The 17,799-nt window shown below is 53.3% G+C and carries 14 protein-coding genes and 1 pseudogene; 9 read left to right on the top strand and 6 right to left on the bottom strand.

Features of this window, described 5'->3' with window-relative positions:
* Nucleotides 1-8 precede the first annotated feature (8 nt).
* Both B4V04_RS17510 and B4V04_RS17505 read right to left on the bottom strand, forming a co-directional pair.
* Entirely contained in the window at nucleotides 9-3,203 is a 3,195-nt protein-coding gene (locus B4V04_RS17510) for a GmrSD restriction endonuclease domain-containing protein (RefSeq protein ID WP_498232941.1), read from the bottom strand.
* Between the two features lie 269 nt (nucleotides 3,204-3,472).
* On the bottom strand, nucleotides 3,473-4,132 hold the full coding sequence (locus B4V04_RS17505) for a queuosine precursor transporter (RefSeq protein ID WP_498232940.1): 660 nt from the start codon (nucleotides 4,130-4,132) through the stop codon (nucleotides 3,473-3,475).
* A gap of 186 nt (nucleotides 4,133-4,318) precedes the next feature.
* On the opposite strand from B4V04_RS17505, the gene B4V04_RS17500 reads away from it, so the two are divergent.
* From B4V04_RS17500 to queC, 3 genes are all read left to right on the top strand, one after another.
* Nucleotides 4,319-4,780: a 6-pyruvoyl trahydropterin synthase family protein gene (locus tag B4V04_RS17500; RefSeq protein WP_498232939.1), complete on the top strand. Its 462-nt coding sequence runs from the start codon at nucleotides 4,319-4,321 to the stop codon at nucleotides 4,778-4,780.
* Nucleotides 4,780-5,556, top strand: a complete 777-nt coding sequence (locus tag B4V04_RS17495) for a 7-carboxy-7-deazaguanine synthase QueE (protein WP_498232938.1) — start codon at nucleotides 4,780-4,782, stop codon at nucleotides 5,554-5,556. The genes B4V04_RS17500 and B4V04_RS17495 overlap by 1 nt, the downstream gene beginning before the upstream one ends.
* A gap of 112 nt (nucleotides 5,557-5,668) precedes the next feature.
* Entirely contained in the window at nucleotides 5,669-6,358 is a 690-nt protein-coding gene (gene queC / locus B4V04_RS17490; RefSeq protein WP_498232937.1) for a 7-cyano-7-deazaguanine synthase QueC, read from the top strand.
* Nucleotides 6,359-6,500: 142 nt separating this feature from the next.
* Here queC and B4V04_RS17485 read toward each other — a convergent pair whose 3' ends face one another.
* Nucleotides 6,501-7,019, bottom strand: coding sequence for a hypothetical protein (locus tag B4V04_RS17485; protein WP_144922328.1), 519 nt, complete (start codon nucleotides 7,017-7,019; stop codon nucleotides 6,501-6,503).
* Between the two features lie 216 nt (nucleotides 7,020-7,235).
* Between B4V04_RS17485 and B4V04_RS17480 the strand changes: the two are divergent.
* A pseudogene (locus tag B4V04_RS17480) lies at nucleotides 7,236-7,304 on the top strand (CopG family transcriptional regulator); the annotation flags it as partial.
* 80 nt (nucleotides 7,305-7,384) lie between these two features.
* Here the strand turns inward: B4V04_RS17480 and B4V04_RS17475 are convergent.
* Nucleotides 7,385-7,753, bottom strand: coding sequence for a hypothetical protein (locus B4V04_RS17475; RefSeq protein WP_498232936.1), 369 nt, complete (start codon nucleotides 7,751-7,753; stop codon nucleotides 7,385-7,387).
* Nucleotides 7,754-7,880: 127 nt separating this feature from the next.
* Here B4V04_RS17475 and B4V04_RS17470 point away from each other — a divergent pair, with 127 nt between their 5' ends.
* Nucleotides 7,881-9,443, top strand: coding sequence for a hypothetical protein (locus B4V04_RS17470; protein WP_498232935.1), 1,563 nt, complete (start codon nucleotides 7,881-7,883; stop codon nucleotides 9,441-9,443).
* Between the two features lie 169 nt (nucleotides 9,444-9,612).
* Here the strand turns inward: B4V04_RS17470 and B4V04_RS17465 are convergent, their stop codons facing one another.
* Both B4V04_RS17465 and B4V04_RS17460 read right to left on the bottom strand, forming a co-directional pair.
* Entirely contained in the window at nucleotides 9,613-11,502 is a 1,890-nt protein-coding gene (locus tag B4V04_RS17465) for an AAA family ATPase (protein ID WP_498232934.1), read from the bottom strand.
* A gap of 52 nt (nucleotides 11,503-11,554) precedes the next feature.
* The gene (locus B4V04_RS17460; RefSeq protein ID WP_144922340.1) at nucleotides 11,555-11,767 is read right to left on the bottom strand and encodes a KTSC domain-containing protein; all 213 of its coding nucleotides are present in this window, start codon (nucleotides 11,765-11,767) and stop codon (nucleotides 11,555-11,557) included.
* Nucleotides 11,768-11,837: 70 nt separating this feature from the next.
* Here B4V04_RS17460 and B4V04_RS17455 point away from each other — a divergent pair, with 70 nt between their 5' ends.
* From B4V04_RS17455 to B4V04_RS17440, 4 genes are all read left to right on the top strand, one after another.
* On the top strand, nucleotides 11,838-12,155 hold the full coding sequence (locus B4V04_RS17455) for a hypothetical protein (protein WP_498232933.1): 318 nt from the start codon (nucleotides 11,838-11,840) through the stop codon (nucleotides 12,153-12,155).
* 102 nt (nucleotides 12,156-12,257) lie between these two features.
* Nucleotides 12,258-13,775 (top strand): metallophosphoesterase family protein, encoded by a 1,518-nt coding sequence (locus B4V04_RS17450; protein ID WP_498232932.1) that lies wholly within the window; start codon nucleotides 12,258-12,260, stop codon nucleotides 13,773-13,775.
* Complete coding sequence (locus B4V04_RS17445) at nucleotides 13,772-16,483, top strand: AAA family ATPase (RefSeq protein WP_498232931.1); 2,712 nt, start codon at nucleotides 13,772-13,774, stop codon at nucleotides 16,481-16,483. Before B4V04_RS17450 ends, B4V04_RS17445 begins: the two co-directional genes overlap by 4 nt.
* Nucleotides 16,483-17,748, top strand: coding sequence for a DNA double-strand break repair nuclease NurA (locus tag B4V04_RS17440; RefSeq protein ID WP_498232930.1), 1,266 nt, complete (start codon nucleotides 16,483-16,485; stop codon nucleotides 17,746-17,748). Before B4V04_RS17445 ends, B4V04_RS17440 begins: the two co-directional genes overlap by 1 nt.
* The last annotated feature ends 51 nt before the right edge of the window (nucleotides 17,749-17,799 follow it).

The following is a 17,799-nucleotide window of genomic DNA, read 5'->3' as shown; positions in this document are numbered from 1 at the left end:
ATTTTCGACTAGGATGTTCGGCGTAAGTCAAGCCGTCGCTGCATATCCTCTTTTACGAGCTGCTCAATATCGGAATCAAACTCATCTGGGTAGCCCTCGATCGTAACGGATTCAAGTAATTTCTCGATAATATACACCTTTCGCTGAATCATTGACTCATAATCCCACATCTCGTTGTATTCCGACACAAGTGTATTACTTGAATCAGTTTCATCAACATTATTGAATGACATTAATTCTGAGACTGCATTTTTGACTTCACCGTCGTACTCTGTGGGTTCCAAGTCACTCCCCGAAATACTTCGGTCCAATTCATTAGTTATCGCTGGAATGGTTCCATCACTGGGTGAATCAATAAGTAATCCCAGGATGTTGGCGAGATCACCGTCGCTCATACTTGCTTCGTCAGCAAATTCTTCGATCAAATTGACAATATCTAACATATGTATGCTGTTTTGCAATAAATACTCACTAGAATGCCGTAGATCACCACGGCAGACTAGGTAATAGAAACATGCCTTCTTCGAGAATAACTTGTTTTTGACGGTTGAGTTATCGCTCCGAATTAGCAGAAGCATGTTTCCGATATCATCTACAAATAAATCAGAGATATCATCGTTGTCAGCCTGGGAAAGCTCCGGATCATCAGGATCAATTCCATCTATTGTCTGCATAACCGTTTTCCCACTGTCAACACCGTCGAAAAAGTGTTCTAACCATGCGATCTTGTTCTCAACATCGGAACTAATAACGAACGTCTGTGGAAAGATATGTTCGACTGTGAGGTCAGCTTCCGGGTCGACCATGAAATGGCCAGAAGTATAGGTACCTCGGGTGCGGGTCTCAAGAAGTGAATCCTCCAGAAGCTTTAGGAATAGAGTTTCAACTTTCTTTGTCGTCCAACCCTCTTTACGAACAAGCTGATTAGTTACTGCATCTCCTTCAAGTCCGTTTGGAAGTTCTCTCTTGAGCATTTCTCGGACTTCGTCTTGGTCGTATTTATCAACGGTTCCTGAGTTGTACTCCTGACAGGCAGTCGGGAATAAATCCGAGATAACTGTTGATGCGATATCTTGTCCAAAAAATGAGTATCGATAAATAATTCGTTCGACAATACGGAAAATTTCTATCATAGACTCTCCCTGATTTGTCTCGTCAGAGAAGTTTTTATACACAGACAGAACAAACGGCTCCCAGACATTTCCAACTTTATTGAGATGCTTGAAAGCTATTTCACATTCAGCTTTCAAATTACGGTCAGTATTATCATCATTGTCAAGACTATTAATCTCGCTAGTATCGTCTGGAATTTTGGCCTCTTTAATCTCATAATAGCGTTTTGAGTATTCGCTTAGTTTTTCGAGGTTTGCGTCAGGATCATTTAACAGGAGAGACGAGATCTCAGGGTCACCAACTCTCCGTAGACTGAAGAGAGATTTGACATCTTCCTCACTTGGAGCTTCAATGCCCTGTGTGGCGACTATGTAGTTTTTCAGGAATTGAATGATAGTATCATCATCGTCGTTAAATCGCTTGACTATCTCATTCCAGTTTTCAGGGTTTGAAGCGTCAGAAGCGATGACTCGTGCACGAATAATATCGGAAACATCGAGAGCTTTTCCACGGTCATTCAGTGATTGAAAAATCTCGATTTTGTACTCATCGTCAGTTAGCGAGAATTCAGCATAGACAATACGCATTGCATGCAATAATATCTGAAATAGATTGATCAATACGTTGGCCCGCTGATCGTTGTCTGAACATATTGTATCTAGCGTTGGCTCCACCTTTTGCAGGTCGTCAACACTGCCGAATTGTCTCTTTATACTTAGCGCTTTGAACTCATATGGATCATCTTCATCATCCAAAGACGTGTCGTCTGTAGCCGCGTTTACTTCTTCGATGGTAAACTCAACAATACCTTCATGATCTGTCAACTTCTCTAGTTTATTAATCGAAACATCAGTATCGGGTTCTGGTTCTCCGTTTCGGCATATCTGCAGGCGCACCTCTTCCTGATCGGTATCGCAATCTAGCACCTTGAGACGGTCCGTTTTGGATATCAGGCTTGAAGCATTAGAAAATGAGAATGTCTGCTGTGCATCATGCCTGCGTGCAATGAGTTTACCTCCATCAGGGGCGGAAGATAAGTCGACCACTGCAGTTCCGGTTTCATCTGTTCGAGTTCGTTGAGCTACATCATCTCCATCTTTGACGATAACCTCCACATTCATCGCCGGATACCCTTTTGTAGTGCAGTTAATCGTCACCTCGTCACCATCAACTTGCTCAACCGATGCGTCAAGCTCTCTTTCGATGCAGCCATCGACAGCTCCAATCAGCTTCCCGATCTCTTGTCGATAAGTGTGGTTTGCGTTGAGAAGCCTTTCATGTGATTTGCCGTAATAGAGGGTTCCAGGTTCAGAAGAGGATAGATTGTCTTCAATATCTATTGGGTCAAGACCGAGATGCCTATTAATTAGGGTCTCGACACCGATTCGACGACTACCTGATTCGATGTCAATACTCTCTGCATATGAGACGATTCGGTCAGGCTCTTCGCGGAATAGCAGGTTCAGATATGGTTCATCGACATCGCTGGGGCGCAACACTGGATTATTACCATCATAGAGCATCCTTTTGAGACACTCCGGCCCGACAATGAACTCAGCAAGGTCCCATACGTTACCACGCGAACCCACATCCGTATATTGTCCAAGTGATTTTAGATATCGACGAATGTTTAGTAATATAACAAGTAAAGTGGTAAGCCGCTGTTGTCCATCAATGATTTCGAGAGTATTCCGCTCATCAGCAACATACATCGAGCCCATGTAGAATTCAGGGACATCGTCACCGCCAATATTATTAATAGCGTCAGAGAGACTGAGCCAGAATCGCTGATTTTGTTTTTTATCCCACGAGTAATTCCGCTGATAATCTGGTATTGTGAATTTCGTATATGGACCATTGAGAACTGCCCCCAATAACAGTCCCTCTGTGTATAACTCCCGCCTGGTCAGTGAGGAAAAGTAATCCGAGAAGTCATCAATATCTACGTTAGAGCTGTCTATTTCCTCATCAAGTTGTGATAAAATTCCGGGTAGCTCGACATCTTTATCATCGAATTCGCGGCCGTATTGTCTCTCCCCATATCTCAGAACTTTTCTAACTGACAGTGGAACATCTGATCTGGAACTCATCCTCTAATCCCATCATAGGACCGTACATAAAATTAGTCCAATATTATCTAAATCTGTTCAATACCATCTTCGGTGTGCAACCTCAGTAGCATACACATGAACTCCTTATTCGGCTACAAAATACGCACTAGAATTGATTCTGACGATTAAATCTCCACATTCAACTTCGGAGATCTTAGCAAATTTGACTTCGACGATCAGTTAGTAAATAAGGTTCGACTCAATACATCCACTCTTGCAGATCACCGGTGATATTACCTATCGTCTATTTAAGCTGGCCGTTCCACGAACTCCGTAACGGCGTAGAACGGGAGCGTATCAATCAGCGCGACAAGCAATTTCACGATGTACTGTCCAGCAACGATCGAGACGAGTGCCCAGCCCCACGTCGGGTCTCCGCCGAGGCCGAGTGCCGGAAAGATAGCGAAGCCGAGCGTGATGAACACGACTGTGTCCACACCTTGACTAATCGCAGTGGATCCGCAGTTTCGGAGCCAGCGATGACGACCGCCGGTGCGAGTTTTCAGATTGGCGAAGAGTCGGACGTCGAGGTGTTGGGCGGCGGCGAGTGCGACGACTGAGGCGAGGATGATTGATGCGGAGCCGCCGAGCGTCGAAACGAATGCTTCCTGCCCGCCGTAGAACGGGGCGGATGGCATCCAGATGGCGAGGAAGACGAGTGCGTACGCGATGACGAGCGTGACGACGGTTCCGTTGACCACGGTCGCAGCGTAGTCTTTCCCGTGGTACTCGACGAGCAGGTCTGAGGCGAGGTACGCGACGCCGAACGCGACGAACCCGGCGGGGACGGCGACGCCGCCAAGCCCTGGCAGTTCGATCCACGTGAGTTTCGCGGCGAGTACGTTTGCGAGGACGATTGAGCCGGCGAACACGGCAGTGAAGATCGCACGTGTATCCTCAGTCTCCATTAGCTGCCACCACCGTCTGTGACCGTACAGGTGCGTGTGGTGCGTTGGTGCGACTCGGATCGGATTGTCACACGTAGGCGACAAGAGGTCTGGTGGTGGGATGTCCGTGAGTGCGGGTGGTGCTGCTGTTCCATCGGTGGAGTAACGAAACTCAATATTTATATATTCCCCGAATATTCTTCGAGTATGGCCCGAAGTTTATCGAGAGACGAATCCGAAGCAGATGCGCTTCAGGAAGCAGGGCAACGAACGCTGCTGATTGGAGATGATAAGCCGATTCGGATCAGCTCGGGTCACCGGATCCTGCATCACGATGGGAAGTGCTCGCGGCCACACGGCCACAATTACGAGATTACTGTGGAAGTGACTGGGGAACTCACTGAGGAGGGCTGGGTCGTCGACAAAGGGGACGTCACGGACGTCATCGACGCGTGGGACCATCGGTTCCTCGTCGAGGAAGGCGATCCGCTCGTTGACGCGTTTGAGGCGTCGGGCGACGGCGACGCGCTCGTCGTGTTGGAGTACCCGCCGACGGCGGAGGTGATGAGCGTCTTGCTCGAACAACGCATGCTTGAGGCGTTCCCAGACACCGTGTCGGACGTGTCGGTGTCGGTGAGCGAGACTGGCGAGCTCTGTGCATCGTACTGATGCCGGTCGCTAGTGACGCAGAGGAACCTGTTGCGGACGCTGATGCGGCTGGTGAGGGCCTCCCGATTAACGAGGTGTTCTACTCGCTGCAGGGCGAGGGAACGCTTGCTGGCGTGCCCTCGGTGTTTGTGCGGACGTCTGGGTGTAATCTGCGGTGTTGGTTCTGTGATTCGTATCATACGTCGTGGGAGCCGACCGGGGCGTGGCGCGACGTCGATTCAATCGTAGAGGAAATCCAGTCCTACGAGCAAGCCACCCACGTCGTGCTCACGGGCGGCGAACCACTGATCCACGAGGAGTCTGTTGAACTCCTCGAACGACTGGCCGCGGAAGGGTATCACACGACGGTGGAGACGAACGGGACGATCTACCGGGATGCGACGATCGATCTGGCGAGTATCAGTCCGAAACTGGCGAGTAGTACGCCGACGCCGGATCGGGACCCGAAAGGTGACGGTGAGTGGGAGGAGAAACACGAAGCGAACCGGATCGACATGGGCGCGCTCTCCCGGATGGTCGATGCGTACGAGACGCAGCTGAAGTTCGTCGTGACGGACGAGTCAGATCTGCCGGAGATCACGGACCTAGTTGAGCGGGTGCGGGCAGCGACCGCGACGACCGTGGCGGACGATGACGTCCTGTTGATGCCGGAAGGGATGACGCGGGAGCAACTCGATGGGACGCGAAGCGAAGCCGCGGAGTTGGCGATGGAGTACGGGTACCGGTACACGCCGCGACTCCACGTGGACCTGTGGAACGACGCGCCTGGAACATGAGCACGACACGACGTTGTCCCGGTCAAAGCAGTGTGGTGCCACGAGAGCGGCGCGGATGTCGCCCGTGGCGTGGTGGACAGGATAGCAATCAATTCGACGAGGCTGACAATTCATGAGTAACGAGAGCGCGGTAATTCTGGTGTCGGGCGGGATGGATAGTGCGACAGCGGTGTACGAAGCGATGGAGCAAGGGTATGAGCCGTACTTCTTGCACACGTCGTACGGGCAGCGCACCGAAGACAAGGAGTACGAGTGCGCACAGGCGCTTGCTGAGGAGGTTAACGCGGCGGATTTCCTACACATCGAAACGGGGCACCTCTCGAAAATCGGGGCGTCGAGTTTGACGGACGAGGAGATGGACGTGGCTGACGCGGATCTGGAGAGTGACGAGATTCCGACGTCATACGTCCCCTTCCGGAACGCGAATTTGTTGTCGATGGCGACCTCGTACGCGGAAGCGACTGATTCGGAGGCGCTGTTTATCGGAGCGCATTCCGAGGATTTCTCCGGGTACCCTGATTGTCGCTCGGCGTTCTTCGACGCCTTTCAGAACGTAATCGACGTCGGGACAAAACCGGAGACAGAGATTGAGTTGAAGCCACCGTTCGTCGAATGGTCGAAAACAGAGATTGCGGAGCGTGGGTTAGAGCTCGGTGTACCGTACGAGATGACGTGGTCGTGTTACCGTGACGAGGAGCCGGCGTGTGGGTCGTGTGATGCGTGTGCGTTCCGCCTTGAGGCATTCCGGAATGCTGGGTCACGTGATCCGATCGCGTATGCTGAGCGGCCGGAGTTCTCGTAGTCTACTGGTCAATACCAGCTCCGTTGAAATCCGGTCATCAGATCCATTCTCGTATGAAACAGCCACTCACGGAATCCTGCGAACATATAATCGGTTACATATGATTGAAATAGACATATACACTGGAATGAATATTGAATAATCAGTCGAAAAATAGAGCGCACTCTGCGATCTCAGGTTCACTATCGGTCCTCAACTGGAGAAAGATACCATACTTATAGCACAAATCCTCTCGGAAACGCACTATCTTTTCTTTGTCGCAATCGCCTGATTCAGTAGAGGATGTTTTCTTAAGTTCAATTACAAGGAGGTTATGATCACTTGATTCCCGCTCGTGAACGATGATGTCCGGAAAAACGGTTTGAGCATCTGTGTCATCGTCTTGTATTCTTCTGCCTCTGCACGAATCGGTAAGTTCATCATATGAAACGCGTTTTTTTATAGAATCGGTCGCACCGTTTTCCTCAGTCACCCTATTGTATTCTACATCAACCACATAGTCTGGTTCCAGATCTTTAATTTCTTGTTCCAGATAGATGGCAAGCCTGTGGGTAATACTTCGTTCATTAGAGTCATTGACGAGGAGCGGCCTATCATCCTCAAATAGTGTTTCAAGAGCATCCTCCACATAGTTTACAACGGTATCCGGTGATGGTGTCATAGGAGCGAATGCTCACTAAAATAATAAAAAACCTAACCCCCACTGTTACACTGAATCTCTGTACTGACCGCACCCGGATCAAACTGTATTAGTTGCTGTGAGTTTCCACAGACCAGACTAACCACATCGGTACTCTACTGTGTATTAGAAAGAACTGCTAGTGAGTTCGGTATGATGTGCGACAACATGAAGATATTCGTCTGCGAATACGGGCGTATGCCGAAGGTCAGCGTCGAGATTCCACAGGAGCTGCTTGATGATCTTGACGAGCACGTCGGTGATGAAGAGTCGTTGTGGTCGTTGGATTTGGATATGGATCTGTTTAGCCCGGAATACAGTGTCTGAATCAGTGAAGGTGTGGGCGCTTACCAGATGGAGAAGAAGTAATTGATGGCGGCAGATAGCCCGCCAAGGTCACGGAAGAACTTCGCCAGGGTGCCGAGCCCTATCGTGCCGAGGATACCGCCGACCAGCGGGTCGACCGCCATCCCGATCCGGAGCAGTGTCCCGAACTGGAACATATCGACAAGTAGCAGGCCGCCGGTGAACATGGCGAAGTCGACTGGGACGGCGATCCCTTGCTGGTAGAGGATCCATAGGATAGTGACGCCACCGACCAGTATCCAGAATAGATACTTGCGGCCTCGCTGAATGGCACTCTCGGGGTCACCATTCCGCCAGTTCCGGAAGTAGTTCGCCGTCTGTAGGAGGGCTTTGAGCAGTCCCGGCGCCATCTGATGTGTCAACCAACCGCTGAAGGACGTATAAGCTTTATTCCGGTCAAAATCTCGAATGCGACCCGCACGTAGACGGTCTGTATTAGGACCAGATATTTAACGAAACATAAGGTATCATAGGGAAATGACGGTGTTCGGCCGTCTTGGCACCCTGTTCGTGGTCCTCGGTGGGGCAGCCTTCCTGCTCGTCGACGGCTTGCGTTCTCCTCCCGGTCTCTGGTACGCGGCCGCAGGTATCGCCGCCGGGACGACGATGGTCCTGTATACGGTGGTTTCGTCACCTTCCCCTCCTCGGCGTCCACAGCCTGCTCCTGAACCCGCGCCTCCGGGCACATCCGAGGAGTCCACGACGGAGTCGGGGACGCAGCAGATCGACTCACAGCCGACGGAGACGGAACATACGGCCGAGTCCACAGCATCTGCCGAGCAGGAACCTGAGCCAGCAGGCGACAACGACCCGAATCCACCGAAGCCGCCAATATCGGAAGAACCAGAGCCGCTGGCCTCGGAGGAACCAGAACCTGCGTCGACCACGGTGAATAAGCCACGGTCACTCCCGGACGACATCGAGACGGCGCAACGAACCGCTTCGTACACCGATTTCTCTCGGGCGGGGAAAAAGACGAGCACGTCAACCCACCGGCAAAGACACGTCACCGCCACAGCGTCGCCACGCCGGAACCTATCCACCGAGACCGACAACCCATATTTCAAGCCGGTCGATTCAAGCCGCGCGATCAAGTTTATCCAGGTCGACACGAGATTCAGTTACCTCGACGTCGACTGGGGACCGGAATTCATCAGTCTCGATCCGATCCCGGATCTCGTTGAGGTCGATGTCGGGCCGAGTGCCGTGAGTCACGAACTGGTTCGCAGTCCGATCGAGATCAAGATTTCGTCGTTCATCAAATCGCTCTTCATGCCCTCGCCCGGGAATGCTGGCGCCGATGCTCGGGACGAGACGATGCAGTCCGTGGATGCATCGGACGGTCGCGCACATCACTGGAGAGACGATACCCGTGCCCGGCAGAGACAGGTTACCCGCGATACCCAGGAAACGCGGCACCGTGAGCAGGACTGGCACGTGGACCGCCGTCGTAACCCGCTGACAGCCGCCGATAGAAGGCAGCAACCGGCGGAAACATGGCCGCGGTCATCCGACCGGGAACCGGTGGATGACAGCCAGGCCACCGATGACACAGCCGGCTACGACAACTGTTCAGATGCCACCGCACCGAGTTTCGGCCGTTTCGGTGACCGTCGCTCCCCTGGCTGGGAGCCAGTCATGGACGAAGGACCGATTGAACCGCAAGACGTGGGTATAGTCGATGAGCCGACGGTCGATGCGGGTCTGGATCGTTCACCTCTGCGGTGGGATGGCGATCCCTTCGGACTAACCGACGTCGCCGCGGGATTCTCCGGAGTCGAGGAGCCAATGGTGGAACCGGTTGAACAGCCAGGTCTCGGATTTGGAATGTCTGACTTGGATCCCGATGTGCCGATGGAGGAACCCGTGATGGATCCGGAACTCGGTGCAGAGATGTTAGGTCTAGACGAGTTTGCGGAGCCGCCGGCAGATGGATTTAGTATGCCCGGCGTCGATGCCGAAAGCGGGTCGAACCCGTTGCTCCCCGACGCAGAGAGCTTCTTCCCGGAAGAGGCAGAGGACGACTGGCTGACGTTCTGACGTGTGTTAAACCCACGGCCGCCTCTGTCACCGATAGCTCCAGTAGAAGAGATTGACTGTAACTGCGACTACAATGCTTTTTCAAGGTTCCCCGTGGTATCCAGTGAATAGTGGAAAGATTTGCGCTTGTTCTTAAAACTCCAGCCCCACCTCAATATAGAACTAATCTCTAACGTTCTCGATTACAGTATTCATGCACATGTTCCAAAAGATCGACAATCTCTGTGGGGTGATCCACATCTTCTAATCTTCCCATCCTAAGTCCAATATTTGGCTTTGTCACACTAGGGCAGTCTTGAATATTGCGTGCGCAACCACTTTGAATAACATCAACTATTTTCCCACTCGGTTTCTCCGCTTCGTCTACTGACTGAAAATGGATTTCCTCCCAGTCGTTGCCATCTGCACGCGGCCAGTGTTTTTCAGCGAGTTGGACTAAGTCGTCCTTCTTCCACGTGTCCTCAAGTTCTTTGTCACCGACCCAGGCGATTTCTGGTTCTGAACCACCGACTTCGTACATTTCCTCAAGATGATCTTCAAGAGTATCCTCAGAATAGGTTCGCTCTTTTGCATCGGAATCCAAGATGACGAACGTTCGTGCTCGGCCGCTATCCTGAAGTCGTTTGAGAGTTTTAACGATATGACCACACCCTTGGCTATCCCAGATCTGGACTCCATCCTCGACGAGAGTACTACCGGTGACTCGATGGTATAGTTCTTCGATATATTTGTGTTCAGTTGCACCCTCTACGACAATCATCGCTCGTTCGAGATAGACCCAGCTAGCAGAGAGTCCCAAACCGGCCATGATGTTGCCCATGAAATCCTCAGCCTCTGCTTCGTCTTTCGAAACTAGCGGCGCTCGTTCGTCGTTCGTATCCACTTCTTCAGGGAGATATACTACTTCGTGTAAGGGGGTCCCATCGACCATAATCAAACTATGAGTCGAGACGATACACTGGGAGAGATAACTATCTTCATCCGAGATGTCGCTCCGGAGAAGATTGACCAGCCTCCGTTGGACGTCAAAATGGAGGCGGTGATCCGGTTCATCCATCGTCCGGATGACGGATTCTTTTCCTTCATTGGCCTCTGCGCTCCATTCAAGCATTGAGAGGGCCGAGCGGGCATTAGTTCCCCCACCCAGTTCTTGAAGCGGGATCTGTTCACCATCTCGGCGAAGCACGATATTGGAGAGATCTGCTCCGTTGACAAAACTCCAATCAGGATCTACTGTGATCTTATCCAGACCGGGAAGGTATCGCACCATCCTGTCGGAGAGGCTTTCGAGTCGTTCGTTAAGCGCATCCGTCGCCTGTTCCTCAATTTCGACAAGTTCGTCAACTCCACTCTTCTCACCATCCTCATCCTCGGCATAGAGGAAGGATTTGGTTTCTTGACGGAGTAGTTTTGAGAGTAGCTTGATTGGACTGTCTACATCCTCGGTATCGATTTGCTCACTGGCTGGAGCTAAACGACTGAATTCTCTGGTTCCGCAAGAGACCCAATCAAGACCGGTGTCTTCGGGATTTTCGAGGATCTCAGCTTTTAATTCCTCAAACTGTTCTTCCCGCTCATCAGCGTTGCTTCCTGGCTCAATATCGTAATCCTCCAGAATCTCCTTTTCGCCATCCGCATAATAGTGCCATTCGTGGAGCCGTTCATCTTCGGGAACCCGCTCTCTCAGATAATGGTCTGGGGACTCCAAATAAACATCTTCTTCTGAATCTCCAGTTACTTCCCATTCCATCTTCAGCCCTGCAGCATCACCCTCTTCAAGATTGGCACGATCTGCCAGATCGTCCGGCGGGTTTTCAATGACCGCCTCGATTGAGGCGTCGGGTGCTCTTCCAGTGTCTCGTGTCACATCACGCCGGATCTGCTTAATGTCCAGACTCGAATGATCGTATACAGTCTGTAATGCCTCCAAGAGAGTGGTTTTTCCAGCGTCGTTAGGACCCACTAAGAGTGTGAACGGAGTCAGCTGGAGTGTTAAGTCTTCGAATTTCCCGATGTTCTCGACTGAGAGTCGTGAAACGTGAGTCCGTCTGTCACTCACGGCTCCGCCCTCTCGATTTGAGAATCTTGGACACGGACTAAATTGACACGCATTATTTGATCTGATCGTATCGGTATTTATCTTCGATATTCCGGTGGAAGTATTTCCCGTGCGAATTGGCGCTCATGAGTTCCTGGTGAATTCGTTTGGGGACATCGAAATACTGGTAGACTCTTCCACCGTGGAACTCAATCTCTAGAACTTGGTTCGACTCATCATACCCAACACTGCTGAGGTTACTTGAGGAGACGGGGACCCGTTTCATACTGCGTTATGTGGAAGAATAGTCATTTAATTCTATCCATTAAATGATGGTTTGTCTAGCCTCAATTGCTGTGTTGGGTGAGGCAGTAGGGGAGTCCTTTGACTTCGACGGCTTCGACGTCAGGGGCTTTGATGACGGCTTGGCCTTTGCCGTATATTTGGGGGTCTTGTTCGTAGCCGCGGGGGATGGAGGGGACTTTGGTGATGACTTCTTTGCGGAGGCCGAGGAAGATGTTGGTGTTGGTTTGTTTGAGGATGTCGCCGTCGATGTCTTCGGGGGTTTGGGTGATTATGAAGAGGCCGAGTTTGTCTTTGCGGCCTTGTTTGACGGCGTCACGAGCGCGGTTGATGATTGTATGTCGTCTCTAATTCACTTTCACCCTGGTTGACTGGCATTTAATAGCCGTCCGGTTACACGTAGTCACATACTTTCAGGCCCGTGATTTGGTAGCACGCTCGGCTGAACAAGTACCCTCCACGATACACTGAGAATGTTGACACTCACGCACATCGCTGATACGCATCTTGGCCATCGACAGTACGGGTTGAAACAACGCGAGGACGACATGGTATCGACCACGCGTGCTGCGTTCCAAGAGATGATTGAGGAGCGCGGGACGGATGCGATTCTATTACCGGGTGACCTGTTCCACTCGCGGGATCTGCGGCCGAAGATCCTGCATCAGATCGAACAGGAACTTGAACGGATACCTGATGAGGTGCCGGTGTTAGTCTCGCGTGGCAACCACGATGAAAATCTGACGCCGCGTGACGTGACGTGGTTGAATTACCTGCATCAGCGCGGACACATCGTGTTTTTGCAGGCCGAACTGAATGCGGATCCCGGGACAGCGTGGTTCAATCCGTACGAGCCGGAAGAGCCGGGGCAGTCTGCAGGGTTTTATGATATTGATGCCGCGGACGTAGACGGGCCGATTCGCGTGTTCGGGCTGCAGTGGCGCGGTGCGAAGACAGACCAGGCGCTCCAGCAAGTGGCGAAGGGGATCAAGGAGACGAATGAGATGCATGGGGAACCGGCGTGGACTGTGTTGCTGGCGCATTTTGGGATGGAAGATGAGGTGCCGACGCTCGGCGGGACAGTAACCCACGGCGAACTGCGGGACGTGAAAGAGGTGGTGGATTACCTGGCGCTTGGGCACATTCACAAGCGGTACGAGTCGGGCGAGTGGATATACAATCCTGGGTCACCGGAAGCGCATAACACGCGGGAAGGGCGACCTGAGTGGGAGCACGGCTACTACTCGGTCGCGCTTGATGTCGGAGGCTCCAGGGCTGGTGGTGACGCGGTTGGGTTCGACGTGAAGCATCATCCGACGAAGCGACGGCCGTACTACCGGATTGAATTCGACGTGACTGCGCATGAGTCACCCGGTGATCTCGAAACCGCGTTTCAGGAGCACGTTCGGGATGAGCAGGCTGCGATGACAGAGTACTGCAGTCAGGACGAGTTCACGGCACAAGGCGAGCCGCGAAAACCGATTATCGATCTTCGGTTCACGGGCACGTTGCAGTTTAGCCGTGGAGATTTCCGAACCGATGAACTTGCGGCGTGGGTGGAAGACACGTGCGATGCGTTGTACGTACAGGTGAATACAGGGATTCGGACGGCGAACGTACAGCAACTTCTCTCGGAGATCGACGAGGACGAGGTGTTCAAAGATGGGCAGCTGAACACGGCTGCGTTAGAACACCGTGTTTTCGAGACGATTGCGAAGGAATCGATCTACGATGATCATGCAGGCGATGTCGCTGACGTGTTAGGGAACGCGCATCAGATGGCGCAGGCTGACGAAGCCGTTGAGGATATTCGTGACTCGGTGAGTTCGGCGCGCCAGGAGTTGTTCCCGGACTTGGCGGATGACGTGGTGCTGGATATCGAGGAAGACCCGTTCGCCGATGCCGAAACGGACGAAGAGGCGTCCGGTGACACGACGGGCGGCGACGAAGCAGACGTCGAGACGGAGGCAGGAGAGGTGGTAGAACAATGAGAATCACGGAGGTTGCGTTGGAAGACATCAAGTCGTATGAGGATCGGACTGTCGTGCCGATCGAAGGCGGCGTGACGGCGATTCTCGGTGAGAATGGCGCGGGGAAATCGACGATTCAGGAGGCCATCGGTTTCGCGTTGTTCGACTCGCTCCCGTTCAACAACAAGGAGTTCGTGCGGGAAGGTGCGAGTTCGGGAACTGTCGAAGTGACGTTCAAGCAGGACACGCCAGGTGGGACGGAACGGTACCGAGTTGTTCGGTCGGTCGGCCGGTCGAAGTACGGCGTGCACCGGTATGATCCCGATGCTGGCGAGTGGATCGATCAGGATATCGATTCGAAGAAACAGTTGGTGGAGTGGTTGTGCGTACGCTTCGATGTTGAAGATGGAGATGAACTTAGCAGTCTCTGGAGTTCCAGCATTGGGGTACCCCAAACGCGATTCCTATCGGACTTCTCGCAGACGCCTCGGAATCGCACGGCGACGTTCGATGCGCTCCTGAATCTGGATGCATACGAGGAGTCGTGGGAGACGCTCAAGGACGTGCCGGACGCGATCGAGAGTCAGCAGCAGGATCTCCGCAGGGACATTGATACGCTCACCGGCGAGGTACAGGGGCTGCCGGATGAGCGAGCGGAAGCGGAGTCGTTGGCCGATGACGCTGAGACAATTGAAGCGCGAATCGAACGGAAAACCGGCGAATTGACGGAGAAAGAGTCGGAGTACGAGAATCTGGAAGCCGTTGAAGAGGATATCGACCGCCTGGACCAGGAAGCTGACTCGCTGGAAGGGGAAATCGATTCGACTAAAGACAGTTTGGAGACGGCGAAGGAGGAACTCGCGACTGCCGAAGAGGCACAGGAGAAGTGCGAGGCGAACCGTGAGGGGTACAGCCGGTACAAGGAAGCGCGCGAACGACAGGACGAGTTAGAGGAACTGAAGGCCGAACGGGACGCTCTCGTTGAGGATCGAGACGAACAGGAAGATACGATCCAGGCGATCGAATTTGAGGTCGAACAGCTGGAAGAGGACTTGGAAGAACTGGAGGCTGCTCGGGAGACGTTGGAGGCGCGTGAAGCGGAGAAGGAGCGGTACGAGGAACTCGATGACCGTATTGAATCGCTGAAAGACCGCGAAGACGACGTGGAGGCGTTAGAGCAGGAAATCGGGCAGTTGGCCGAGGAGATCGAATCGAAGGAGAGCGAGATCGAGGCGAAAGAGGAGACGATTGCGGAGATAGAGGACGAGTGGGAAGCGACGACGGACCCGGAAGCGCTCTCCGATGAGATCAACGACCGGGAGGCGAGCCGGAAGCAACTGGCGAGCGAACAGGAGCGGCTTGAAGAACAGCTGGGCAGGTTGCGTGACGCGGATGCTGATGCGCCGTGCCCAACGTGTGACCGCCCGTTAGACGAGGATCACCGGTCGAAGACGATCGAACAGCGTGAAGCCCGGATCGAAGAAATTGAGACGGAACGTGAGGAACTCGCCGAGGAACTTGATGCATTGCGTGAGCGGCGGGACACCGCGAGAGGGGTCAAGCAGCGCGTTGATAAGATCCCTGTTCATCGGGAGAAAATCGAGTCGTTGGAAGGTGAGATCGAAGACCTGCGCGCCGAGAAGGAAGAGTGGGAAGCGGAGTTAGCGGACTTGGAAGACGAATTGGCGGAGCTCCCGGATCTCGAAACCGAGCGAGACGGCTTGGAGGAGGCGTACGACGAGTACCAGACTGCTGAATTCCGAGTGAAGGAGCATGCTGATGTCCCTGGTGAGTTGGAGGCAAAGCGGGTGGAATTAGAGGAAGAACAGTCGGCGCTGGCGGAGATCGAAGACGAGTTAGAGCAGTTCGAGGGGTTGGATGAAGACTTGGTAGATGTCAAGAAAACGCTGGAAGAGACGGAGTCGGCACATCAGACGTACATCAAGCACGAGCAGCAAGCCTCGCAAGTGGAGGAGCGGCAGGAGAGAGTCGAAGACCTGGAGAGCGAGCTTGCAGACCTCGAAACGAATCTCGAAGAGACGGAGGCAGAACTGGAGGAGACGAAAGCGTCGTTCGATGAAGAGCGATTCGAGACGCTGGAGTCAGACATCGAGGATCTCAGGGAGGAACTGGCAGGTGATCGGCGGTCATTAGAGCATAAGAAGGAGAATCTGAAGGAGGTTCGTGAAACGATCGAGGAGTTAGAGGAGAAGTTAGAGGAGCGCCAGGAGAAACTCCAGCAGGTGAAGGAACTGAAAGCGGACCAGCAGTTCGCTGACTGGGTGCGGGAGAATGTCCGCGAGGCCGGGCCGAAAATGCGGGAGATCATTACCGACCGGATTGGATCCCGGGCGAATGAGTTGTTCCGGTCGATTCGCGGCGCGTCGGCTGAGACGCTGGAGTGGACGAGCGACTACGAAATCGTCGTGCACGATGCAGATGTCCGAAAGTCGTTTTCGACCCTGAGTGGCGGGGAGAAGATGGCGGCTGCACTTGCGGTGCGACTGGCGATTCTCGAACAGTTAGCGTCTGTGGGGATCGCGTTCTTGGACGAACCAACGGCGAACCTTGACCGGCAAAAGAAGCGGAACCTCGTCACCCAGCTCAAACAGCTGGATAGCTTCGAGCAACTCACGGTCATTAGTCACGACCAGACGTTCGATTCGATGACTGACTACACGATCACTATCGAGAAAGACCGGCAGACGTCGGAGGTGTCAGTCAATTAATGCCGATCGATAAACGCGGTGTCGCGTCTGAATTGGAGGCGAACGTTGACACGATTAAGACGTATCTCGAAGACGATACGGGGATTGTGGAGCGGTATCAGGAGGCGTTTCAGCGGTTGCCGAATGAGTGGACGAGTGCTGAGATTCGAGCCTCGCTTCAGGACGCGTCATACCCCGGGGCGTATCCGACAGATGAGTTCGATGACGTGGACAGCATCATCGTTCCGTACCCGGAGAGTGACGGGTGGGAGAATCACGAGCAGGTTAACGAGTGGGCGCGCGAGATTATTCGTGATGTCTCGGTGATGGCTGTCGATGGGTCACAACTCCCGCCGACAACGCAATTCAACGTTCCGCTCGCGTACGTCCAAGCGGCATGGGCAGTCAATCACCATCACGCCGAGGGGCGGCTTGACCGCGGCGTTGAGGGGCGACTCTTGACGCCTGACGAGGTCACACAAGAATCAGAAGACGGAGACTATCGGTTCGTTGATTCCCAACTCGTTGGACATCACCGGTTCGAACACGAAGGACGGCTACTCATCGACCAACTCTCGGAGTTAGCTGACGCGCGTGATGCAGGTAACATCGACAACACGCCGGTCGTGTTCTATGACGGGCCGTTGATCGCGTCGTTTGCGAATCCGTTGAAGCCGGAGACCCGAGAGCGGTACATCTCGACGCTAAGCCGAGTTATTGCAGCGAGTCAGCACCACGAAATCCCGCTGGTCGGGTACGTTGCCGGGTCGAGCGCGACTGAACTCGTGAAGATGATGCGACTCCTGTTACGTGAGGAGTTCGGGACAGATCGCGTCATTCCGGATGCGCACGTCTTGACGGAGTTGATGAGCCCGTGGGGTGACACGACGATCCCATTCATCTCGAAACGTGATGGGAGCATCGACGCGTTGCAGACAACGTACAACGGGCAAGCGTACGAATTCCGCGATGACATCTTGTTCTCGTACCTGAACGTGCCGCCAGGCGCTGGACTCGATCGAATCGAATTCCCCGGGTGGTTGTGCCGCAATAACGGTCCTGACGGTTACGATTCGATGTACGAGTACACCGTCGACATTGTGCGGGCAGAAGCAGGCATCGGACGTGGCTATCCAGAAATCCTGCAACAGGCCGACAGCGACGCTGTGTTAGACCATCAGGACCGTCAACAGTTCCAGCGCGTCGTCCAACGCTGGGCTGAATCGAACGACGTACCGCTGGAATGGGACGCCAAAGCACTAAGCAAGGAACTTCGACGACGATGATTCACCCCACCTCACACGCACCAGTAGGATGCACCGCTCGACGACCAGACA

This window comes from Halorubrum sp. B52 (assembly GCF_059752555.1).
This window is presented reverse-complemented; position numbering and strand designations above follow the sequence as displayed.